19 protein-coding genes are annotated in these 21,595 nt (G+C 66.5%); 14 read left to right on the plus strand and 5 right to left on the minus strand.

The genetic code is table 11. The features are described 5' to 3' along the window. Positions 1-6: 6 nt before the first annotated feature. Complete coding sequence (locus AASM09_RS03545) at positions 7-1,305, minus strand: NupC/NupG family nucleoside CNT transporter (protein WP_049428869.1); 1,299 nt, start codon at positions 1,303-1,305, stop codon at positions 7-9. 193 nt (positions 1,306-1,498) lie between these two features. On the opposite strand from AASM09_RS03545, the gene AASM09_RS03550 reads away from it, so the two are divergent. From AASM09_RS03550 to AASM09_RS03570, 5 genes are all read left to right on the plus strand, one after another. Next, positions 1,499-2,470 (plus strand): aldo/keto reductase, encoded by a 972-nt coding sequence (locus AASM09_RS03550; protein WP_049428919.1) that lies wholly within the window; start codon positions 1,499-1,501, stop codon positions 2,468-2,470. 320 nt (positions 2,471-2,790) lie between these two features. Beyond that, positions 2,791-2,985 (plus strand): hemin uptake protein HemP, encoded by a 195-nt coding sequence (gene hemP, locus AASM09_RS03555; RefSeq protein ID WP_005412278.1) that lies wholly within the window; start codon positions 2,791-2,793, stop codon positions 2,983-2,985. 153 nt (positions 2,986-3,138) lie between these two features. Next, the gene (locus AASM09_RS03560; protein ID WP_349675287.1) at positions 3,139-5,391 is read left to right on the plus strand and encodes a TonB-dependent hemoglobin/transferrin/lactoferrin family receptor; all 2,253 of its coding nucleotides are present in this window, start codon (positions 3,139-3,141) and stop codon (positions 5,389-5,391) included. Positions 5,392-5,395: 4 nt separating this feature from the next. Next, the gene (locus tag AASM09_RS03565) at positions 5,396-5,995 is read left to right on the plus strand and encodes a hypothetical protein (protein WP_049428865.1); all 600 of its coding nucleotides are present in this window, start codon (positions 5,396-5,398) and stop codon (positions 5,993-5,995) included. Positions 5,996-6,068: 73 nt separating this feature from the next. Next, positions 6,069-6,995, plus strand: a complete 927-nt coding sequence (locus AASM09_RS03570) for a DUF6607 family protein (RefSeq protein WP_049428863.1) — start codon at positions 6,069-6,071, stop codon at positions 6,993-6,995. 99 nt (positions 6,996-7,094) lie between these two features. Here AASM09_RS03570 and AASM09_RS03575 read toward each other — a convergent pair whose 3' ends face one another. Then, entirely contained in the window at positions 7,095-9,608 is a 2,514-nt protein-coding gene (locus AASM09_RS03575) for an ABC transporter permease (protein ID WP_049428861.1), read from the minus strand. Continuing rightward, positions 9,605-10,252, minus strand: a complete 648-nt coding sequence (locus tag AASM09_RS03580) for an ABC transporter ATP-binding protein (RefSeq protein ID WP_049428859.1) — start codon at positions 10,250-10,252, stop codon at positions 9,605-9,607. The genes AASM09_RS03575 and AASM09_RS03580 overlap by 4 nt, the downstream gene beginning before the upstream one ends. 75 nt (positions 10,253-10,327) lie before the next feature. Between AASM09_RS03580 and AASM09_RS03585 the strand changes: the two genes are divergently transcribed. The 3 genes from AASM09_RS03585 to AASM09_RS03595 all read left to right on the plus strand — a co-directional run bounded on the left by AASM09_RS03585 (position 10,328) and on the right by AASM09_RS03595 (position 13,201). Next, positions 10,328-10,972, plus strand: a complete 645-nt coding sequence (locus tag AASM09_RS03585; protein ID WP_049428857.1) for an arylesterase — start codon at positions 10,328-10,330, stop codon at positions 10,970-10,972. Positions 10,973-11,059: 87 nt separating this feature from the next. Next, complete coding sequence (locus tag AASM09_RS03590; protein ID WP_002811889.1) at positions 11,060-11,773, plus strand: response regulator transcription factor; 714 nt, start codon at positions 11,060-11,062, stop codon at positions 11,771-11,773. Positions 11,774-11,929: 156 nt separating this feature from the next. Next, positions 11,930-13,201, plus strand: a complete 1,272-nt coding sequence (locus AASM09_RS03595) for a sensor histidine kinase (protein WP_049428856.1) — start codon at positions 11,930-11,932, stop codon at positions 13,199-13,201. A gap of 136 nt (positions 13,202-13,337) precedes the next feature. On the opposite strand, the gene AASM09_RS03600 is transcribed toward AASM09_RS03595, so the two are convergent. Next, complete coding sequence (locus tag AASM09_RS03600; protein WP_049428918.1) at positions 13,338-14,039, minus strand: SGNH/GDSL hydrolase family protein; 702 nt, start codon at positions 14,037-14,039, stop codon at positions 13,338-13,340. A 213-nt stretch (positions 14,040-14,252) separates the two neighbouring features. Here AASM09_RS03600 and AASM09_RS03605 point away from each other — a divergent pair, with 213 nt between their 5' ends. From AASM09_RS03605 to AASM09_RS03615, 3 genes are all read left to right on the plus strand, one after another. Beyond that, positions 14,253-14,648 (plus strand): diacylglycerol kinase, encoded by a 396-nt coding sequence (locus AASM09_RS03605; protein WP_049406112.1) that lies wholly within the window; start codon positions 14,253-14,255, stop codon positions 14,646-14,648. A 33-nt stretch (positions 14,649-14,681) separates the two neighbouring features. Next, complete coding sequence (locus AASM09_RS03610; RefSeq protein WP_005408127.1) at positions 14,682-15,431, plus strand: TerC family protein; 750 nt, start codon at positions 14,682-14,684, stop codon at positions 15,429-15,431. A 269-nt stretch (positions 15,432-15,700) separates the two neighbouring features. Beyond that, entirely contained in the window at positions 15,701-16,861 is a 1,161-nt protein-coding gene (locus AASM09_RS03615; protein WP_049428855.1) for an MFS transporter, read from the plus strand. 372 nt (positions 16,862-17,233) lie between these two features. Here AASM09_RS03615 and AASM09_RS03620 read toward each other — a convergent pair whose 3' ends face one another. After that, on the minus strand, positions 17,234-19,069 hold the full coding sequence (locus AASM09_RS03620) for a hypothetical protein (RefSeq protein WP_049428853.1): 1,836 nt from the start codon (positions 19,067-19,069) through the stop codon (positions 17,234-17,236). A gap of 499 nt (positions 19,070-19,568) precedes the next feature. Here AASM09_RS03620 and AASM09_RS03625 point away from each other — a divergent pair, with 499 nt between their 5' ends. From AASM09_RS03625 to AASM09_RS03635, 3 genes are read left to right on the plus strand one after another with little or no spacing between them, the layout of a single operon-like run. Continuing rightward, entirely contained in the window at positions 19,569-20,186 is a 618-nt protein-coding gene (locus AASM09_RS03625) for a LemA family protein (protein ID WP_049428852.1), read from the plus strand. Between the two features lie 3 nt (positions 20,187-20,189). Next, entirely contained in the window at positions 20,190-21,089 is a 900-nt protein-coding gene (locus AASM09_RS03630) for a TPM domain-containing protein (protein ID WP_049428849.1), read from the plus strand. Beyond that, entirely contained in the window at positions 21,089-21,583 is a 495-nt protein-coding gene (locus tag AASM09_RS03635) for a TPM domain-containing protein (protein WP_049428846.1), read from the plus strand. The genes AASM09_RS03630 and AASM09_RS03635 overlap by 1 nt, the downstream gene beginning before the upstream one ends. The last annotated feature ends 12 nt before the right edge of the window (positions 21,584-21,595 follow it).

Here is a 21,595-nt window from a genome sequence, read left to right on the forward strand (position 1 = left end):
AAGGGTTCAACTGAAGTGCGTCAGCACGCCGGCGATGGTCGCCGTCATGAAGGTGGCAATGGTACCGCCCAGCACCGCGCGCAGGCCGAACTTGGCCAGGTCGTGGCGACGTTCCGGGGCCAGGCCACCGATGCCGCCGATCTGGATGGCGATCGAGCTGAAGTTGGCAAAGCCGCACAGTGCGTAGGTGGCGATCAAGCGACCTTCGTTGGACAGGCTCACGCCGGCCACCTGGCCGTTCACGATCTGCGACAGCTCGGTGTAGGCCACGAATTCGTTGATCACGACCTTCTGGCCGATCAGCGAACCAACGGTGGTGGCATCGGCCCACGGCGTGCCGATCACCCAGGCGATCGGGGCAAGCACGTAACCGAAGATGGTCGACAGGTTGGTCGGCTTGCCGATCTGCGCGGCCAGGCCGGTCACTTCACCGATCCAGGTCAGCGGGGCGTTCAGCAGCGCGATCAGGGCGATGAAGGCCAGCAGCATTGCGCCGATGTTCAGCGCCAGCTTCAGGCCGTCACCGGCACCGGCGGCGGCCGCGTCGATGATGTTGCTGGAGGTCTTCTCCACTTCCATCTTCACCGTGCCGCGGGTGAGCGGGGTGCCGGTTTCCGGAATCAACAGCTTGGCCACGACCAGGGTGGCCGGCGCGGCCATGATGCTGGCTGCCAGCAGGTGCTTGGCGTAGAACGCCTGCTGCACCGGGTCGCCGCCGCCGAGCATGCCCACGTAGGCGGCCAGCACGCCGCCGGCGATGTGCGCCATGCCGCCGATCATCATGGTCAGCAGCTCGGACTGGGTCATCTTGGCGATGTACGGGCGCACGGTCAGCGGCGCCTCGGTCTGGCCGATGAACACGCTGGCGCAGACGCTGGTGGTTTCCGCACCGGACACGCGCATCACCTTGGTGATCGCCCACGCCATCACGCGCACGATCGCCTGCATGATGTTCAGGTGGTACATCACGCCCATCAGCGCCGAGAAGAAGATGATGGTCGGCAGCACCTGGAAGGCGAAGATGAAGCCGTAGTTCTTGGTGTCCATCAACGAGCCGAAGATGAAACCGGAGCCCTCGTTGACGAAGCTCAGCACCTTGACGAAGCCGTGGCCCAGCGCGTCGAACACGTCGCGCCCGCCCGGCACCAGGATCACCAGCGCCGCGAAGGCGATCTGCAGGGTGATACCGGTGGCAACCAGCTTCCAGTCAACCGCACGCTTGTTATTGGAAAACAACCAGGTGATGCCGATCAGCACCGCCAACCCGAACAGGCCGAAGCCGATCCTGCCCAAACCTTCGACCATGTGAGTGACTCCCCTGGGGCGTCGCGAAAAACGGGAAGCCTAGTGCAGGGCCGGGGCCGGGGCAAGGAAAAGCAGCGTGCGCGCACCCATCGGTACCGATCAGGCCAGCAACGGCAAGGGCTTGCGGCCGGCGGCGACAGGTAGAATGGGGATCGATCCCGGCCCGGATGCGGGCCCGCAGCAGGAGATTCGCATGCAATACCGTCGCCTGGGCTCCACCGGCCTGCCGGTTTCCGCCCTTTCCTTCGGCGCCTGGGTGACCTTCGGTGACCAGATCCCGCGCGATGAGGCCCGCAACCTGGTGGCCGCCGCCTGGGATCATGGCGTCAACTTCTTCGACAACGCCGAGGGCTACGCCAACGGCCGCGCCGAACAGGTGATGGGCGACGTGATCAGCGACCTGCGCCTGCCGCGCGACGGCTTCTGCGTGTCCAGCAAGGTGTTCTTCGGCAGTGCCAAGGACCCGCGTCCGACCCAGCGCGGCCTGTCGCGCAAGCATGTGACCGACGCCTGCCATGCCGCGCTCAAGCGTCTGCGGGTGGATTACCTGGACCTTTATTACTGCCACCGCCCGGATCCGGACGCGCCGATCGCCGAGACCGTGCACGCCATGGATACCCTGGTGCGGCAGGGCAAGATCCTCTACTGGGGCACTTCGGAGTGGTCGGCGGTGCAGATCCAGCAGGCGCTGGATTTCGCCGAAGGGCACAACCTGCAGGGCCCGTCGATGGAGCAGCCGCAGTACAACCTGCTGCACCGCGAGCGGGTGGAGGTCGAGTACGCACCGCTGTACGCCCGCGCCGGGCTGGGCACCACCATCTTCTCGCCGCTGGCCTCGGGCCTGCTGACCGGCAAGTACGATCAGGGCATTCCGGCCGATGCGCGGCTGGGCCGGGAAGGCATGGAATGGCTGCAGGACCTGGTGCTGGGCACCGACGCCGAGGCCCGCCTGGGCCAGGTGCGCCGCTTCAGCGAAGTCGCGCGCGCGCTGGGCCAGGCTCCGGCCACGCTGGCCATCGCCTGGTGCCTGCGCAACCCCAATGTCTCCAGCGTGATCCTCGGCGCCAGCCGGGTCAGCCAGTTGCTGCAGAACCTGCAGGCGCTGGAGGTGCTGGAGCAGGTCGATGCCGCCGGCTGGGCCGAGGTCGAAGCCGTCTTCGCCTGACCCCCGGGGCCGACCGGGCCTGGGGCCTCGGTCGGGCCGGCTCGGCCGAGGGAACGGGATCGGGATCGGGATCGGACTCGGTAGAGTCGACTGTTAGTCGACTGCTTCGAATAGCCGACTGCTTCGAATAACCGACTGCTTCGAGCAACAGCAGTCGACTAACAGTCGACTCTACAAATCTGTGTTGCCATTCGATTGGCAAAATCTATCGAATTTTAAAATTCGATCATTAATCCCATCAATCAAATTGAGAATGGTTGTTGATTGTCAACTGAGAATCATTATCATTTGACTCGTCCCTCGCACGAGTCCAGATGCTCATGAATGCTCAACCTGTACTGCTGCGCCCCGAAACGCTGACCCTCCGCGATCGCCCGGTCCGCGTCGTTCCGCCGGAAGAGGTCATCGACAGCGAAGCCCTGCTCAAGGGCCGTCGTGAAATCCTGATCCAGCACGGCGACCGCTTCTATCGCCTGCGGCACACCAGCAACGACAAGCTGATCCTGACCAAGTAATCGCGGTCTGGTCGCCCGCCTCCCTCCCTCCTGCCGGCTGCGCCGGCGGGGTGGGCGACCCGTCCGCTCCCGCTCTCTCCCCCTCGGTCTACCGCGTGCACCTTCCGGGTGTGCCGGTAACCGGGGGTTCCCCTGCCTGACCGAACGAACCCGATGACCCGCCATACCGCCCTTTGCCTTGCTGTCTGGATGGCGCTGCCGCTGTCCGCCCACGCTGCTGCCACTGCTGCCACTGCTGCCCCCGATGCGCGCGAATTCGATCGGGTGCAGGTCACCGCCACCCGCACCGAGCGGGCCGTGAGCGACGTGGCGGCCACCGTGGACGTCATCGACCGTGAGCAGATGGACCGGCACCTGGTGCAGGACATCAAGGACCTGGTGCGTTACGAACCGGGCCTGTCGGTCACCCGCAGCGCGACTCGCTTCGGCCTGGATGGTTTCCGCATCCGTGGCCTGGACGGCAACCGCGTGCGCATCCAGACCGACGGCATCGTCATGCCGACCCGGTTCGACATCGGTTCGTTCGCCAGTTCCAACCGCAACTTCACCGACCTCGACACGCTCAAGCGGGTGGAGATCGTGCGTGGGCCGGCCAGTTCGCTGTACGGCTCCGATGCACTCGGTGGCGTGGTCGCCTTCGTGACCAAGGACCCGGCCGACTACCTCAAGGACGGCAAGAACAGCTACTTCGGCCTGAAATTCGGCTACGACGGTGAATGGAAGGGCCTGCTCGGCGGTGCCACGGCCGCCTTTGGTGGCGACCACTGGAGCGGCCTGGTCAACGTCAACCACCACCAGGGCCAGGAAACCGACAACAAGGGCACGGTACGCAGCGACAACGACACCCGCACCGCGTCCAATCCGCAGGATCGCGACGGCCGCAGCCTGCTCAGCAAGCTGGTCTATGCGCCGAGCGAGGACCAGCGCTTCCGCTTGACCGTGGAAGGCAACGAAGACACCACCGATACCAATGTACTGTCGGCGATTGCCAGTGTTGCACCGCGCCCCGGCGCGCTTGCCGCAGCCACCGGCATGAAGTCCCACGACACCCAGAAGCGCAACCGTGTGTCCTTCGCCCACGAGATGGATGCGCTGGACCAGCCGTTCGCCGACAGCCTGCATTGGCAGGTGTACGCGCAGAACAGCGAAACCCGTCAGCAGACCGACGAGACCCGCACCGACGGCACCCGCCGCCACCGCGTGTTCTCCTTCGATCAGCATGCCTATGGCCTGCAGGCGCAGTTCAACAACGCGTTCACCACCGGCGGTGTCGAGCACGCATTGACCTACGGGTTCGAAGGCACCCGTACCGAGATCCGCCAGAAGCGCGATGGCTATCAGGTCAACCAGGCTGGGGTGGTCAGCAACACGGTGCTGCCGGACACCTTCCCGGTGCGTGACTTCCCGATCAGCAAGACCACCGAGCTGGGCCTGTATGCACAGGATGAGATGCGCTTTGCCGATGGCCGGCTGTCGCTGGTGCCGGGCGTGCGCGTGGACCGTTACGAGCTGAAGCCGGAAGTGGACAGCATCTTCGCCGAAGACAACCCGACCACGGCCGTGGCGCAGCTGAAGAAGACCAGCGTGTCGCCGAAGCTGGGCATGGTCTGGCGCTTCACCGACGAATGGTCGCTGTTCGCCGGTTATGCGCGTGGCTTCCGTTCGCCGCCGTACAACGACGTCAACATCGGCCTGACCAACGTCGCCTTCCGCTATACCGCCATCGCCAATCCGGACCTGAAGCCGGAAACCAGCGACGGCTACGAACTGGGCCTGCGCTTCATCGCGCCGGCGGCGTACGTCAGCGTCAGCGGCTACTACAACGACTACAAGGATTTCATCCAGTCCAACGTCGATACCGGCCGCAACGCACAGGGTTTGACCGTGTTCCAGTCGCAGAACATCGCCGACGCGCGCATCTATGGCGCGGAAATGAAGGCCGGCATCGAGTTCGGCGAACTCAGCCCGGCGCTGAAGGGCTGGGCGCTGCGCAGTGCGTTGGCATGGTCGCGTGGCGACAACCGGACCGATGACGAACCGCTGGCCTCGGTCGATCCGTTGCGTGGCACGCTGGGCCTGATGTACGACACCGATACCTGGGGCGTTGAACTGGCCGGCACCTTCGTGCAGCGCAAGAAGCGGTTGCCACCGCCTGCTGCGCAGACCAATCCGAACGCACCGGCACCGTTCGTCTACCAGCCGGCCGGCTACGGCGTGCTGGACCTGATGGCGCACTGGAACTTCGCACCGGGTGCCACCTTCAACGTCGGCGTGTTCAACCTGGCCGACAAACGCTATATCGAGTGGTCGTCGATCACCCCGAGCCTGATCACCAATCGCGCGTTGAGCGATCGTTTCAGCAGCCCGGGCCGTACCTTCTCCGCCAGTCTTGCCGTTTCCTGGTGACCTCATGAGCCGAGCACTGTCCGCACGCAGGAATGATTCCATCGCCGCGCCGCACAGCGCGGCCTGGCCGACCCCGGCACAGCTGGCCACGCTCGGCACCGTGTTGTGCCTGTACCACGCCGACGGCAACGAGCTGGGCGGCTGGCGCCAGGCCGTACGCGTGCACGCCTGCCAGGGCGTGGACAGTGAAGGCCTGCGTGAGAGCCTGTGCTTCCTCGATGGCCGCGGCCGCTGCGTGTGGCGCCTGTACCTGCTGCCGGACAGCGATTTCCTGGCCTGGGACCGGTTGGTGGCCGCGCTGCCGCCGGGCCCACAGCACGACAGCGACGGCAGTGTCGGCGAACGCCTGTGGCGGCGCCTGGCCGGTCATCTCGGCGGCCAGCGCTGGCGCCTGTGTGCGCTGCGGCTGCATGCCGCCGATGATGGGCGCACACTCGCGGCCAGCCTGTCGACGCTGTCGTCGCTGGGCGCAGCCACCGCACGCCGCATCGCCCGCCTGGAAGGGGCCGAGGGCGAGTTGGCCATCGACGACTGCTGCTGCGCCGACGCCGCACGCCGGCCGGCACCGCGGGCTCCCGGCGACCTGCCGCTGATCCGCCTCTGATCCTTTTCTGATGGAACGCCCGACGGCCATGGATGGCCTCTCAACGAACCTGCAACCCCGAAGGAATATCCCGATGAAGCTCCAGACAGCCAGCGTACTGCTGTTGCTCGCCGCCAGCGGCGTGGCCAGCGCGCAGCCCGCCGACAGCGCCCGCGACCACGACAGCATCCTGGCCATGCAGGGCGAGTACACCGTGGATTTCGCCTTCGACGAAACCGTGCTGCTGAAGCCGGGCTATGAGCGTGCGCCAGCGATGCGCAGCGGTGGCAACGAAGTGGTCATCGTGGTCGAGGACACCCCGAAGCGCATCGTGCTGCAACACCTGCTGCTGGACGAGAAGAGCGGCCACATCACCAAGCATTGGCGCCAGGACTGGGTGTACGAAGCACCCAACCGTTTCGAGTTCAGTGCCGACCAGACCTGGCAGGTGCGCAGCATTCCGGCGGCGGTGAACCAGGGTGCCTGGACCCAGTGCGTGTATGAAGTGAGCGATGCACCGCGCTACTGCGGCACAGGCAAATGGACCTACACCAACAACGTGCCTAGCTGGACCAGCGACCTGAGCTGGCGACCGCTGCCGCGTCGTGAGTACACCAAGCGCAGCGACTACAACGCGCTGGCCGTGATCAACCGCCATACGCTGACCCCGAACGGCTGGACCCATGAGCAGTTCAACACCAAGGTGCAGCGCAACGCCGATGGCAGCCAGGTGGAGATCGCGCGCGAGTTCGGCTTCAACGACTACGTGAAGACCACCGAGATCGACTTCACCCCGGCGCGCGACTACTGGAAGGCCACCGCCGGCTACTGGGCCAAGGTGCGTCAGCGCTGGGACGGCTTCCTCGGCGAGGCCCCGGGCGTGCACCTGAAGACCAAGCTGGACGGCATGGCGATGATCATCCCGATGTTCACCCAGGCCGAAGAGATCCAGGCCGGCAAGAAGGTGAAGGACACGCAGATCGACGACGTGTTCGCCAAGTACGTGGAAAAGGCCCGGTAAGGTCGAGCCTGGCTCGACGGCCTGGTAGGTGCCGAGCTGGCTCGGCACGCTCTTCCGTGCATCCACGCATGGCGTGGAACTAGCGGTTCCGGCGTCGCGTCAGGCCTCCCGCAGGGCCAGGGCCGGCGAGGTGTGCAGGATGCGCCGCGTGCCCCACCAACCGGCCAGCAGGCTCAATCCGATGCCGACCACGCCGCCCAGCAGAAGTCCTGGCCAGGGTGGCAGCAACGGCAGCTCGAACACCTTCTGCGAAACCACCACGCCAATGGCCGCGGCCGCGCCCACCGCAAGCAGCGCGGCCAGTGTGCCCAGTGCGCCGAACTCGACCAGGACCGCGCCACGCAGCTGGCGCCGGGTCGCGCCCAGCGTGCGCAGCACGGCGCTGTCGTAGCGACGCTCGCCGGCCGTGGCCTGCAGCGCGGCCAGCAGCACCAGCACACCAGCCAGCAGGCTGAACACCATCACCAGCTGCACCGCCTGCGCCACGCGTTCCATCACATCCCGCACCTGCGAAATCACCGCATCCACATCGAGAAGTGACAGGTTCGGTTGCGCACGCACCAGCTCGCCCAGCCCGGCCGCCTTGCCGGCCGGCAGGTGGAATGCCGACAGCAGGTTGTGCGGGGTGTCACCCACGGCGTTCGGGTTCAATAGCACGAAGAAGTTGGGGCGGAAGGTGTTCCAGTCCGCCTTGCGCACGCTGGTGACGGTGAATTCGCGCTCCTGCTCGCCCACTGCAATGGTGATGCGGTCGCCGGGATACACGCCGTAGCGTTTGGCCCAGCCGATCTCCACCGAGGCTTCCGGCGCGGTGCTGTCGGCCTTCCAGAACGTGCCATTGACCAGCGTATTGGCCGGCGGGAAGGTGCTGCGCCAGCTGAAGTTCAACGGCCGGTTCTCGTCATCGTCATCGCGCTGGCCGCCCCGCGCCGGTTGCCCGTCCTGTCCGGGCTCGCGATCCACACGCAGAGGCGGCTTGCCGTTGATGGCGATCAGGCGCCCGGTGGCCATTGGTTCGATGCTGGCGTCATTGGCACCCAGCCCACGCAGTGTTGCCAGCACGCTGTCGCGCTGTTCGGGCTGGATGTTGATCAGGAAGTAGTTGGGCGTGTCTGCCGGCAGCCGCTCGCGCCACTGCTGCAGCAGGCCGGGGCCGGTCACGGCCAGCAGCAACAGCGCGCACAGCGACAGCGACAGCCCGACCAGCTGCATCACCGCCAGCAGCCGGCGCCGGGTCAGTGCGGCCAGGCCCAGTCGCCAGTTGCCATGCAGGCGATGCTGCAGGCCGCGCATCAACTGCAGCAGCACGAATCCGACCACACCGGCCGCCACCGCCAGCGCGGCCAGGCCACCCAGTACCCACAGCGCCAGCTTGAGGTCACCGGTGACCTGCACCGCCAGCAACAGGCTTGCCCCCAGCGCAGCCACATAGGCCAGCAGCGAGGTGGGCGGCAGGGCGGCGAAGGAACGGTTGAGCACGCGCATCGGCGGCACCCCGCGCAGGCGCAGCAGCGGGGGCAGGCCGAAGCCGAACAGCAGCAACAGGCCGATGCCCGCACCGGTCAGCGCCGGCATCGCCTCCGGCAGCGGCAGGCGCTGCGGCACCAGGCTGCCCAGCACCTGTACCAGCCCTTCCTGCGCGGCCATGCCCAGGCCGATGCCAAGCGCACAGGCCGGTACCGCCAGCATCAACAGCTGCAGTGCCAGGCCGAGCAGGATGTCGCGCTGGCGCGCACCGAGGCAGCGCAGGATCGCCACCTGGTCGATGCGGCGCAGGGCGAAGCGGTTGGCCGCCAATGCGGTGGCCACGCCCGCCAGCAGCACCGCCAGCAGCGCGCTCAGGCCGAGGAAGCGGCCGGCCAGATCGAAGGCCTGGCGCACGCCGCGCTGGGTGTCATCCACGCTCAGCAGGCGCAGGCCCTTCACCTGTGGCAGCAGCCACTCACGCAGGGACGCGACCTGCCCGGCCGGTCCTGCAAACATCAGCCGGTAGTTGATGCGGCTGCCGGGGCCAAGCAGTCCCGTGCCTTCCACATCGGCGCGGTTGACCAGCAGGGTGGGGGAGAGCGTCAGCAGGTCGCCACCGGTATCCGGCTCGGCCTCGATGATGCCGGCGATGCGCAGCGTGCCGGCGCCGAACTCGAGATCATCGCCGGCCTTCAATCCCAGCCCCTGCAGCAGGCGCGGGTCGGCATAGGCCTGGCCCTTGGCCGGCATGCCGGCCTCGGCGATCAGGGCGCCGCCGGGTGTGGCCCGCACCCGCAGCGTGCCACGCAGCGGATAGCCCGCCTGCACCGCCTTGATGCTGGCCATCTGGCTGGCATCGCCGTTGAACAGCACGCTGCCGAAACTGGCGATGCGGGTGTAGGCCAGTCCACGCCGTTGTGCCTCGTCGGCGAATGCCTGGGACGGATCATCGCGCCCGGCAATGCCGAGGTCGCCGCCAAGCATCTCCGCCGCGCTGCCGGTCAGCGCCAGGTTGACCCGGTTCACCAGCGTGCCCACCGCGGTCATCACCGCCACGCCCAGCACCAGCGCGGCGAACACGGTCAGCAGGTCGCCGGCCAGCGCCTCGCGGCGCAGCGCGCGCCACGCGTGCCGCAGCAGGTTCATGCCTGCGCCCCACGCTCGACCGGCAGCAGGCGGCCGTTGTCGATGCGGTGGATGTACTGGCAACGCTGGGCCAGGCGCAGGTCGTGGGTGACCAGCACCAGGGTGGTGCCGCTGCCGGCGTTGAGTTCGAACAGCAGGTCGCTGATGTGCTGGCCGGTGGCGTGGTCCAGCGAGCCGGTCGGTTCGTCGGCGAACAGGATGCGTGGGCGGGTGACGAAGGCACGCGCCAGTGCCACGCGTTGCTGTTCACCGCCGGACAACTGGCGCGGGTAGTGGCGGGCGCGATGGGACAGGCCGACCTGGGCCAGCACCTCATCGACCCGCGCACGATCCTCGCGCCCGGCCAGTTCCAGTGGCAGCGCGATGTTCTCGGCGGCGGTCAGCGCCGGCAGCAGGTGGAAGCTCTGGAACACGAAGCCGACTTCGCGCGCGCGCAGCTGGGCGCGGGCCTCCTCGTCCAGCGCCGACAGGTCCTGGCCCGCCAGCGCGATGCGGCCGCGACTGGGCAGGTCCAGCCCGGCAAGCAGGCCGAGCAGGGTGGTCTTGCCGGAACCGGAGGCGCCGACGATGGCCACGCTGGTGCCTTCATGGACCGTCAGGGTGATGTTGTCCAGTATGTGGACTTCACCCTCCGGGCCCTGCACGGACTTGCCGACCTGGTCGACGGCGATGGCGACGGGCGCGCTGCGGGGGGACAGGCTGTCGATGAGGAGACTCCAATGCGCAAGACGGGATGGAGCCGGCGAGCCGGCGCGATGATGGTGCTGCTGCTAGCGTTCCTGCTGTTGCCGGGGCTGGCCTGTGCCAAAGGTCCGGCCGGCACCGTGCTGGTGCTCGGCGACAGCCTCAGTGCTGCCCACAATATCCCCGCTGACGCCGGCTGGGTCAGCCTGCTGCAGCAGCGGGTCAGGCAGCAGTCGAAAACCCCGCCGCGCATCGTCAACGCCAGCATGAGCGGCGAGACCACCGCGGGCGCGCTGACCCGCCTGCCGGGCTTGTTGGCGAAGGAAAAGCCGACGGTGGTGGTGATTGCCCTGGGCGGCAACGACGCACTGCGCGGGCTGACCCCGGCCCAGGTGCAGGGCAACCTGGAGAAAATGGTGCAGGCCAGCCAGAAGGCCGGCGCCAAGGTGCTGCTGCTCGGCATCGACGTGCCGCCCAACTACGGCCCGGCATATCGCCAGCGCCTGGCTGCGGCCTACAAGGCATTGGCTACGCGGTACAAGGTGCCGCTGCTGCCGTTCCTGCTGGAAGGCGTGGCGCTGCAACCGGGCATGATGCAGGCCGACGGCCTGCACCCGACCGCGCAGGCGCAGCCGAAGGTGCTGGACAATGTCTGGCCGCTGCTCAGGCCGCTGCTCTGAACCGTTTTATTTCCTCTTGACGGAACTTCACATCACGTCCACCGTCGATCCGGCATGTTTCACAAAGCTGAAGTTAGAGGGAATCACATGCGTCAGACGAAGGAGACCTCCGGCTTGGTGCTGGTGGTCGAAGACAACCGCAACATCTCCGAGATGATCGGGGAATACCTGGAAGGTCGCGGCTTCGAAGTCGACTATGCACAGGACGGCCTGGATGGCTACCGCCTTGCGGCGGAGAACAGCTATGACGTCGTGGTGCTCGATCTCATGTTGCCGCGCCTGGATGGCATCGAAGTGTGCCGTCGCCTGCGCAATGATGCGCGCAAGTCCACCCCGGTGCTGATGCTCACGGCACGCGACACGCTGGACGACAAGCTCACCGGCCTCGGTTTTGGTGCCGATGACTACCTGACCAAGCCGTTCGCGATCCAGGAGCTGGAAGCCCGCCTGCGCGCGCTGATCCGTCGCGAACGTCGCCAGGTCGGTTCGGAAGTGCTGAAGGTCGCCGACCTGGTGCTCGACCCGGTCAGCATGCGTGCCACCCGTGCCGGCACCGAGCTGCAGCTTTCGCCGATCGGCCTGCGCCTGCTGACCATCCTGATGCGCGAATCGCCGCGCGTGGTCACCCGCCAGGAGATCGAGCGCGAGATCTGGGGCAACGGGCTGCCGGATTCGGACACGCTGCGCAGCCACCTGTACAACCTGCGCAAGATCATCGACAAGCCGTTCGACCGTCCGCTGCTGCATACCGTGCAGAGTGCCGGCTACCGCATTGCCGACATCGCCCAGCCGATGGCCTGAGCAGGGCCCGCGCCGGTGCAGCAGCAGGCCCGGCCGGGTGGTGGCCACGTACGAGGGCAGGGCATGACCGGCCGGCATTGCCGCCGGTCATCGCCCATGCACCCGCACGGCGTGGCGCGCTGCCTATAATCGCAGCGCTCTGACCGGGACCCCGCAATGCCGCACGGCCTGCCGCGCAAGATCCGTATCGCCTTCATCCTGCAGGCAGTGCTGGCCAGCCTGGGCATCCTGCTGGGTGCGTGGCTGGTCTCGCTGGTGATCAAGCACAGCCTGGTGGGCGCTGCCCTGCGCGAAGAGGCCGCGTACTACTGGACGCTGCACGAAGCGTCGCCGGTGCAGCCGCCGCCCAACACCCAGAACATCCGTGGCTACCTGCTGGAAAGCGGGCAGTCGGCACTGTCGTTACCGGCCAACCTGCGCAATCTGGAACCCGGCTTCCACGAACTGCCCAAGGACGACCAGCTGGTGCTGGTCGATGTGCGCCCGGCCGGCCGCCTGTACCTGGTGTTCCTGCGTTCGCGCGCAGAGATGCTGGCGTTCTGGTTCGGCATCGTGCCGGTGCTGCTGACCCTGCTGGCGGTGTATGGCGCCAGCTGGGTGACCTACCGTGCGTCCAAGCGCCTGGTGTCGCCGGTGAACTGGCTGGCACGGCGCGTCTCGCGCTGGGACCCGGGCCACCCCGAGGCGGCCGACCTGGAGCCGAACAAGCTGCCCGCCGACATGCAGGGCGAGACCCGGCAGCTGGCGGCGGCGCTGCACTCGCTGGCAAACCGGGTCAGCGCGCACGTGGCGCGCGAGCGCAATTTCACCCGCGATGCCAGCCATGAACTGCGTACGCCGCTGACCGTCATCCGCGTTGCCAGCGACATGGCACTGGGTGATGAAACCCTGCAGCCGCGCCTGCGCCGCAGCCTGCAGCGCATCCAGCGGGCTGGCCGCGACATGGAAGCGGTGATCGATGCGTTCCTGATCCTCGCCCGCGAGGCCGACGTCGAACCGCAGATCGAGCTGTTCGACGTCAACGACATCGTCCGCTATGAAGTGGACAACGCCAATGAACTACTGGGGTCCCGCCCGGTGTCGGTGCACCTGCACAGCGATGGCCCGGTGCAGCTGCATGCGCCGCCGCGGGTGCTGCAGGTGGTGGTCAGCAACCTGGTGCGCAACGCGTGCAGCTACACCGACGAAGGGCGCATCGACGTGCACGTGCACAACGATCGGGTGGTGGTGCGCGATACCGGTATCGGCATGTCCGCCGAAGCGCTGTCACGGGCGTTCGAGCCGTTCTATCGCGCCGAACCCAGCCGCCCGCAGGGCACCGGCCTGGGCCTGTCGATCGTGCGCCGGCTGTGCGACCGCTTCGGCTGGAAGGTCAGCCTGGCCAGCGAGCCGGGGCAGGGTACCGAAGCGACGGTCATCTTCCGCTGACGCGGCGACCTGCCGGGGTCGGATCCCGTTGCTGCGCAACGGGCTCTGACCCCATCCTGCTGGAATGTCGGTAGGTCCACGCGATGCGTGGGTGGGGTTGCGGTAGCGCCGGGCCATGCCGGGCGTCCGCAGTCCCTCAGTTGCAGTTGACCTTCGGCGCCACCGCCCTGGTCCAGATCGCGTAGCCCGCAGGGGTCATGTGCAGCATGTCCTCGCGGAACAGCGTCGCATCCGGCTGGCCATCGGCACCCAGCATCGGCGTGTAGATGTCGGTGAAACCGGTATTGGGCAGCTTGGCCAGGGCGGCCTTGATCAGCGCGTTGGCCTCGTTGATCGCCGGCAGCAGGTGCGCACGCGACGGGCTCGGCTTGATCGACAGGTACTCCACCGTGGTCTTCGGCAGGTCGCGGTGCACGCGCTGCACGAAGGCGACCACGTCGTCGCGCACCTGGGTCGCGGTGCGGCCGCTGTTGAGGTCGTTGTCACCGGCGTAGAAGAACACCTTGCACGGCGCATACGGCACCACGATCTGGCCGGCATACCAGGTGCTGTCACGCACTTCCGAGCCGCCGAAGCCACGATTGAACACCGGCTGGCCGGGGAAGTCGGTGGCCAGGCTCTCCCAGAAGCGGATCGAGGAGCTGCCGATGAATTCGATGCCACCGCGCGGCGGCGGGTTGGCCTGGTCGGCGCTGGCGAAGCGCGCCATGTCGCCGGCCCAGGCCACGTTGGAGACCTGTTCGGGGACCCGGGGCGACGTGGCCGGGCCCAGGGCCTGGGCCAGCGGTGCGGCAGTCAGCAGGCCCAGCATCAGCAGGCAGGTACGGCGACGGGACATCAGGCGCTCCAGCAGGGAAGGGGTAACCATCATAGGATCAGGACGCGGCGTGGCGCTTTCCCCGGGCAGGCCGTTCGCCGCAGCGGCCGGGGGGTATGGTCGGCGGCCTTGTGGCAAAATGGCGGCCATCTGCCTATTCCCGTGCACCCATGATTCCCTGCCGTGCGTCTGAGCGGTCGCTGCGCCGCGCCCCTGTTGCTGGATGTTCCACCCGTGGCTGACCAGTTCGGTCATCTGCCCCGCGGCCCGCGCCGCATCTTCCAGGCCGCCCGCTGGTCCTGGCAGGGCCTGCGCGCCGCCTGGCTGCACGAATCGTCGTTCCGGCTGGAGGTCTACCTGCTGATCCTGCTGACCCCGGTCGCGATCTGGCTGGGCCAGACCCCGGTCGAGCGCGCGCTGCTGATCGGCTCGATGCTGCTGGTGCTGGCGATGGAACTGGCCAACTCGGCCATCGAGGCGGTGATCGAGCGCTACGGCAGCGAGATCCACGAACTGGCCGGTCGCGCCAAGGACATGGGCTCGGCGGCGGTGTTCGTGCTGATGATGAACGTGCTGCTGTGCTGGGCCCTGGTCGTGGTTCCGCACGCGCTGGCCGGCAGCTACGGCTGAAATCCCATTCCCCCACTGCCTTGAAGAGTTCCCATGTCCTTTGAGTTCCTCGCCGACCCCAACGCCTGGGTGACCCTGTTCACCCTCAGCGCGCTGGAAATCGTGCTCGGCATCGACAACCTGGTGTTCATTTCCATCGCGGTCAGCAAGCTGCCGGAAGAACGCCGCCCGTTCGCGCGCAAGCTCGGCATCGCGGTGGCCTGCATCACCCGGATCGGCCTGCTGGTGTCGCTGGCCTACCTGGCGCACATGGCCGCCAACCTGTTCACCGTGGCCGGCATGGGCATCTCCATCCGCGACCTGGTGCTGATCGTTGGTGGCCTGTTCCTGATCATCAAGGGCTGCATGGAGATCAAGGAACTGATCAGCGGCGGCGAAGATGAAGATCCCAGCACCACCAAGGCCTCGGCCGTGTTCGGCTACGTGATCGCGCAGATCGCGGTGATCGACATCGTGTTCTCGCTGGACTCGGTGATCACCGCCGTCGGCATCGCCGACCACATCCCGGTGATGGTGGCCGCCATCCTGCTGTCGGTGCTGGTGATGCTGCTGGCTGCCAACCCGCTGGGCCGCTTCATCGATGCCAACCCGACGGTGAAGATGCTGGCCCTGGCCTTCATCCTGATGATCGGTGCGGTGCTGATCCTGGACGGCCTGGACGTGCACGTGCCCAAGCCCTACATCTACGCCGCGATGGGCTTCTCGGTGCTGGTGGAGTGGCTGAACCTGCTGATGCGCCGTCGCGCCCGCGAGCACAACGTGCCCGGCGCCGGCAACTGGTAAGCGCGTGATCCCTAACCCCCGGCCCTGCCGGGGGTTCTTCGTTGTGGATGCGAGGTCATGTAGAGCCGAGCCCATGCTCGGCTGACCGGCAGGAAGCAGCCGAGCATGGGCCCGGCTCTGCACCGGCGCTGCGGTTTTTGCATATGTAGCGGGGTTGCGGCCTCCACTTGTGAACCAGGATCAACAGTGTTTTCCCGGGGCGAGGCTTAATCGCCCGTGGCAAAGCGCGCAGGCTGCGCACCTGCCCGTTTCCGCCCCCAGGAACCCCCATGACCTCCAGAGCCGCTCTGCTGGCCCTTGCCGTCGGTGCATTCGCCATCGGCACCACTGAATTCGCCCCGATGGGCCTGCTGCCGGTCATCGCCGACGGTGTGGGCGTCGGAATTCCTACCGCGGGCATGCTGATCACCGCGGATGCCGTCGGCGTGATGCTCGGCGCGCCGGTGATGACCCTGCTGATGGGCCGTTTCGGCAAGCGCACCGCGCTGATGCTGCTGATGTCGATCTTCGTGGTGGGCAACCTGCTGTCCGCGTTGGCGCCGAACTACGGCCTGCTGCTGCTGTCGCGGCTGGTCACCAGCCTCAACCACGGTGCCTTCTTCGGCATCGGCGCGGTGGTCGCCGCCAGCCTGGTGCCGAAGGACAAGCAGGCTGCTGCCGTGGCCACCATGTTCATGGGCCTGACCATCGCCAACATTGGCGGCGTGCCGGTGGCCACCTGGGTGGGCCAGCAGCTGGGCTGGCGCCTGTCCTTCGCCGGGACTGCGGTGCTGGGCCTGGTCGCGATCACTGCGCTGGGCTTCGCGCTGCCGGCGTCTGCGCCGGGTCCGCGCCCGGACGTGCGCCGCGAACTGAAGGCGATCCTGCAGCCGCAGGTGTTGCTGGCGATGGGCACCACGGTGCTCGGGGCGGGTGCGATGTTCACCCTCTACACCTACGTGGCGCCGGTGCTGACCGAACTGACCGGCGCCTCCAACACCTTCATCGCGATGTCCTTGGCGCTGATCGGTATCGGCTTCACCTTCGGCAACGGCATCGGTGGGCGCATGGCCGACTGGTCTCTGGATGGCGCCACCCGCATCCTGCTGGCGGCGCTGGCCATGCTGATGTTCGTGCTGCCGCTGGCCTTCATGAGTCACGCCACCGCGGCGGTGGGTGTGTTGCTGTTCGGTGCGGCGACGTTCGCCATTGTGCCGCCGCTGCAGATCCGGGTGATGCAGGCGGCCAGCGAAGCGCCGGGCCTGGCCTCGTCGATCAACGTAGGTGCGTTCAACCTCGGCAATGCCGTAGGCGCGGCGCTGGGTGGTGCGGTGATCAGCTCGGGGCTGGGGTACGCGGCGGTGCCGGTCGCCGGTGGCCTGCTGGCGGCGGTGGGATTGCTGCTGGCATGGCTGGGGCGTCCCCGTACTGCGGTGGCTGAAGCTTGTTGAATGATGTGGGGTTCCGGCAGGGCTTGCAGCCCTGCACCCGCCGAAGCGGTAGTGCCGGCCGCTGGCCGGCACCCTCAACGTCAAAAGCTGGTTTGCTGAGGGTTGGGCGGGGCGGTGTGGGCGTGCAGGACACGCCGTAAACCCATCCCTGGGGGCTCGTAGGCGCCATCCATGGCGCCTGCGGTCCTGCACGCCCACACCGCCCCACCCCTGACAGTTTCCCGCGGTCTGGCGGAACTGCACGGGTCGGATCCCGTTGCTGCGCAACGGGCTCTGACCCTGATTCTGCTCTGATAGGTGTCGACCTTGGTCGACACGAATGCCTGGAGTATCGGCTTCTGCAGAGACTAGTGCGTGGATGGATCGGACTGGCTAGTGTTTCTTTACTACGGCCTCGTCAGGGCTCCAGTTGTCGTCTGTACCATCCTGCAATGATTCCGGCACCGTCCAGATAAGTACGCCGGAGTCCTTGTCGGCAAATTGATGTGCATGGACCCAGAGCTCCGTCCCCGCTCGATTGAATGCAAGGGATTTCAATGCGATTCCTTCTGGAATGGCGAGGCGCGAGACGTGCTTGCCGGAATCCATGCGCCAGACATCGACGTAACGGCCCGGCGAAGCGCCTGTAACCGTCATCGCGAGCAGCCTGCCATGAGCCGTACGTGCCAGTGCCTGAGTACCAGTTTTTCGTTCAACCTCAAATGCTGCTTCCCCGGTGGAAAGACGATGAATGCGAAGAACTTCCCTCTGGTCTGTTGGATCACGAGCTTCTTCGGCAACCCAGTCGCCCGCGGCGCTCCCTAACACCAAGCGTCCAGTGCTTCCGGACCTCAGTGGAAAGCTCTTGACCACATCGCCTGAAGCAGGTGCAACACCCACCAGGCCGCAACTCGTGAACCAGAAGAGTCCGTCTCCCAGATCGGGTGCCGGACCTGAGGAGCAGGATTGCATGTAGCCAAAGACGCGCCGCCTCAAGTTGGTTCTGTCTTTCCATAGCTCCTTCATCGCGATGACTTCTCCTGATCCTGTGTCCATGATCCGCTCAGGGAAGCGCTCTTCTGTCGCCATGTGAGACTCCGAGTAGAGATAGGAGTTGCCGTCTACATCGAGTTGCCACCGAGGCGCCATGGTGCTCTGCATACAACGGTTGCTTCGGATGGACCCAGTCGCATCAACGCTGATCTGCACAGGGCAGGACGTGAGAATCTGTTGCGTCAGACTTGGCACGGTTGCGATCAGGACCCATAACCGCCCCTTTCGGTCGACCTTTGTCTCGATCATCCGCTGACTTTCACCCATTCGCCAAGCCACGACGCCCCCGTCCTTCTTCGCGGCAACGTAGCCGTATGACCTGTTGGAGGCTGACGTGACATGGAATTGGTCACTGGATAGCGAACGAATCTGGCCAGAGTTGTTGCCCGGTTGAATCCTCTGGATTGGGAGCCACTGCAGCATCGTCGTCGCGCCATCCATGGGCAGACGAGGGGCGATGCGCTGAACCGGCGTCTCTTCGCTTGGATTGAACAGATTCGAGATGACATCCAATGATCTTTCAGGGCCCGCCGGGAGCGTTGATACCAGCGCCTGCATCTGGTCTGAGAATTCCTGGCTGGCGTGGTTCTCCGTGATCATCTCGGTCTCCCAATGCGGGTAGGGCACACCGGCGACCCCCGGAATGGAGGCGAAGGCTTTCCATTTGACACGGCGTTGTTCCTGGCGCCGTTCCGCATACCAAAGCAGCGTTTGCGAAGGAGCGCCTGTCATATCCGTCAGGTCGATCAAAACAACGTGCTTGTCGCCTGACCTGCGTCGCGCAGTGTCAATGTGGGAACTGGAGAACGTCAGTCGATCCACTGTCAGATCAGTGAACGAGCCACCTGTGGGATCGAGATCGGATGGAGACAGCTGTTCTACGTAAGTACGCCAGCGCGACTTCTCTTCGGGGGCGATGACCCCCAACGTGGCCGCTACATCGATTGCATCAAGCTTCTTCGCGAACACGATTGCACTTTTCTCAGGGTGGAAGTGCCCGTAGACCTTCATCCACGCCCGCTCCATGTCCCCCAGGATAGGTTGAGCGCCATCCCTCTGGCGGAATGAGCTGGAAAAATAGTCTCGTGCACGAAGCGCAGTGCTGACCTCCTGCGTCGATGCGGACACGATGTAAGCCTTGCCCATATAGCTGTCACCCTCTACGTGAAGCAGCATGTCCCGGGTCTTGGCATCGGCTGGCGTGGTGAGGGCAGGCGGGATAAGGACAGGCCCGGACGTCGGAGCATCCCGCGTGGGCCCCGGGGTTGGCTGGGCGCAAGCCGTAGGTGTGAGTACAGCGATGATGGCTGCTGTTGGAATAAGTCTGTGCATGATTGAGGTCCATGCCCATTTCCCGACCGATGGCTGCTGCATCTGAGCGGGCGGGCAGTTCAAGTGCGGGATTCCTGAACTATCTGATGCGGAAACTGTGCTGAGCCATGCAACAAGTACGAAATGGGCCCGCGATTGCCCTGCCCGGAGGACCTGGCCGACGGAACGCGGAAGCCAGGGGCAGAGCCGCCCCCAGGCCTAGTTCAGGCAATGCGCCAGACCCATCGCTTCAGCGACCTCCTGGCCTGGACCGGTCGGCCCTGCCGGATTCCTGTTCATCTCCACACGTTCGTTAACACCGACCGTGGCATGCTCGGCGCCAAGCCCACCCGGAACCTCCGCCATGCGCCTGTTCACCCGTGTCCTGCCCCTGATGCTGCTGGCCTCCCTGTTGTCCGGCTGCGGCTACAACGCCATCCAGCAGAAGGATGAGGCGGTCAAGGCCAGCTGGTCGGAAGTGCTCAACCAGTACAAGCGCCGCGCCGACCTGGTGCCCAACCTGGTGCAGACCGTGAAGGGCTTCGCCAGCCAGGAAGAGCGCGTGCTGACCGAAGTCACCAACGCCCGTTCGCGGGTTGGCCAGATCAACGTCAACGCAGATGACGAGGCCTCGCTGAAGCAGTTCCAACAGGCCCAGGGCGAACTTGGCAGTGCGCTGTCGCGGCTGCTGGTGGTCACCGAGAACTACCCGGTGCTGAAGTCCGACCAGAATTTCCGCGACCTGCAGGCGCAGCTGGAAGGCACCGAAAACCGCATCACCGTTGCCCGCGGCCGCTACATTCAGCAAGTGCAGGACTACAACACCTACATCCGCTCGTTCCCGCAGGTGATCACCGCCAAGATCTTCGGTTACAAGACCAAGCCGAACTTCACCGTGGACAACGAAGCGCAGATTTCCAACGCACCGGCGGTCGATTTCGGCAACGCGCCGCAGCAGCCGGCGCCGCAGCCGGGCCACTGACCGATGCGCCTGGCCACTGCGCTGCTGGCCCTGCTGCTGTGGCTGCCGCTGGCGTCGCAGGCGCAGCAGCTGGCGCCGATTCCGGCGCTGGATTCGCCGGTGGTCGATACCACCGGCACGCTGGATGCCGCGCAGAAGCAGGCGCTGGTACAGCAGGCGCTGGACCTCCAGCAGCGCAAGGGCAGCCAGCTGCAGGTGCTGGTGGTGCCCAGCACCCAGCCGGAGGACATCGCCCAGTACACCACGCGGGTCTTCGACCAGTGGCAGATCGGCCGCAAGGGCGTGGATGACGGCGTGCTGCTGGTGGTGGCCAAGGATGACCGGCGTGTGCGCATCGAGCCGGGCTATGGTCTTGAAGGCGCCATCCCCGATGCCATCGCCAACCGGGTCATCCAGGAATACCTGGTGCCGCGTTTCCGCAGTGGCGACTACGCCGGCGGCATCACCGATGCCACGGCGGTGCTGGTCAAGCTGATCGATGGCGAAACGCTGCCGGCACCGGTCAGCGGCCATCGTGGGCGGGAACCCGGCGGTGGCGGCGATACCTGGTTCCTGGCGCTGTTCATCGGCGTGTTCGCTGGCAGCATCCTGCGCGGCGTGTTCTCGCGCGTGCCGCGCCCGCTGCGTGGCCTGCTCGGTGGCGCGGGTGCAGCGCTGGCGGCGTTTCTGTTCACGTCCACGCTGCTGGCCAGTGGCCTGGCGGGCGTCGTGGGCCTGATCGTTGCCATGCTCTCCGGCCACCCGGGCCGCTTTGCCGGTGGCGGCGGCTGGGGTGGTGGCAGCTGGGGCGGCGGAGGCGGCTTCGGTGGCGGTGGTGGATTCGGCGGTGGCGGCGGTTGGGGCGGCGGTTGGGGCGGCGGTGGTGGCCGCTCCGGCGGTGGCGGTGCTTCGGGGGGCTGGTGATGATCCAACGACTGTGTCGCCACGTGTTTTCCCCATCGGTACGGCGCGCGTTCCCGCCGGCCACGCTGCAGGCGATCACCGAGGCCATCGCGGCCGGTGAGCAGCGCCATGGCGGGCAGGTGATGTTCGCGGTGGAAGCGGACCTGCCACTGGCCGCGCTGTGGCACAAGGTCACCCCGCGCCAGGCGGCCGAACACGCCTTCGCGCGCCTGCGCACCTGGGACACGGCCCACAACAACGGCGTACTGATCTACCTGCTGCTGGCCGACCACGCCATCGAGATCGTGGCCGACCGGGGCCTGCACGGCCGGGTCAGCCCGGCGCAGTGGCAGCGGGTCTGCACGCATCTGCGCGAGGGGCTGCGTGGTTCCAATCCGGTGGAAGCGCTGCAGGATGCCATCGACGAGGTCTCCAGCCTGGTGGAAGGGCACTTTCCGGCCTCGACGCGGTCGAACGATGACGCGTTGCCGAACTCGCCCCAGCTCCTTGGTTGAGCCGGGGCGGCA

The sequence above is a fragment of the Stenotrophomonas maltophilia genome (assembly GCF_039555535.1).
Lineage (GTDB): Bacteria > Pseudomonadota > Gammaproteobacteria > Xanthomonadales > Xanthomonadaceae > Stenotrophomonas > Stenotrophomonas maltophilia_Q.

What these genes read in the sequence shown, in the direction of transcription:
- AASM09_RS03545 (WP_049428869.1), bottom strand. Translation starts at nt 1,305, where the DNA reads ATGGTCGAAGGTTTGGGCAGGATCGGCTTCGGCCTGTTCGGGTTGGCG.
- AASM09_RS03550 (WP_049428919.1), top strand. Translation starts at nt 1,499, where the DNA reads ATGCAATACCGTCGCCTGGGCTCCACCGGCCTGCCGGTTTCCGCCCTT.
- hemP (WP_005412278.1), top strand. Translation starts at nt 2,791, where the DNA reads ATGAATGCTCAACCTGTACTGCTGCGCCCCGAAACGCTGACCCTCCGC.
- AASM09_RS03560 (WP_349675287.1), top strand. Translation starts at nt 3,139, where the DNA reads ATGACCCGCCATACCGCCCTTTGCCTTGCTGTCTGGATGGCGCTGCCG.
- AASM09_RS03565 (WP_049428865.1), top strand. Translation starts at nt 5,396, where the DNA reads ATGAGCCGAGCACTGTCCGCACGCAGGAATGATTCCATCGCCGCGCCG.
- AASM09_RS03570 (WP_049428863.1), top strand. Translation starts at nt 6,069, where the DNA reads ATGAAGCTCCAGACAGCCAGCGTACTGCTGTTGCTCGCCGCCAGCGGC.
- AASM09_RS03575 (WP_049428861.1), bottom strand. Translation starts at nt 9,608, where the DNA reads ATGAACCTGCTGCGGCACGCGTGGCGCGCGCTGCGCCGCGAGGCGCTG.
- AASM09_RS03585 (WP_049428857.1), top strand. Translation starts at nt 10,328, where the DNA reads ATGCGCAAGACGGGATGGAGCCGGCGAGCCGGCGCGATGATGGTGCTG.
- AASM09_RS03590 (WP_002811889.1), top strand. Translation starts at nt 11,060, where the DNA reads ATGCGTCAGACGAAGGAGACCTCCGGCTTGGTGCTGGTGGTCGAAGAC.
- AASM09_RS03595 (WP_049428856.1), top strand. Translation starts at nt 11,930, where the DNA reads ATGCCGCACGGCCTGCCGCGCAAGATCCGTATCGCCTTCATCCTGCAG.
- AASM09_RS03600 (WP_049428918.1), bottom strand. Translation starts at nt 14,039, where the DNA reads ATGTCCCGTCGCCGTACCTGCCTGCTGATGCTGGGCCTGCTGACTGCC.
- AASM09_RS03610 (WP_005408127.1), top strand. Translation starts at nt 14,682, where the DNA reads ATGTCCTTTGAGTTCCTCGCCGACCCCAACGCCTGGGTGACCCTGTTC.
- AASM09_RS03615 (WP_049428855.1), top strand. Translation starts at nt 15,701, where the DNA reads ATGACCTCCAGAGCCGCTCTGCTGGCCCTTGCCGTCGGTGCATTCGCC.
- AASM09_RS03620 (WP_049428853.1), bottom strand. Translation starts at nt 19,069, where the DNA reads ATGCTGCTTCACGTAGAGGGTGACAGCTATATGGGCAAGGCTTACATC.
- AASM09_RS03625 (WP_049428852.1), top strand. Translation starts at nt 19,569, where the DNA reads ATGCGCCTGTTCACCCGTGTCCTGCCCCTGATGCTGCTGGCCTCCCTG.
- AASM09_RS03630 (WP_049428849.1), top strand. Translation starts at nt 20,190, where the DNA reads ATGCGCCTGGCCACTGCGCTGCTGGCCCTGCTGCTGTGGCTGCCGCTG.
- AASM09_RS03635 (WP_049428846.1), top strand. Translation starts at nt 21,089, where the DNA reads ATGATCCAACGACTGTGTCGCCACGTGTTTTCCCCATCGGTACGGCGC.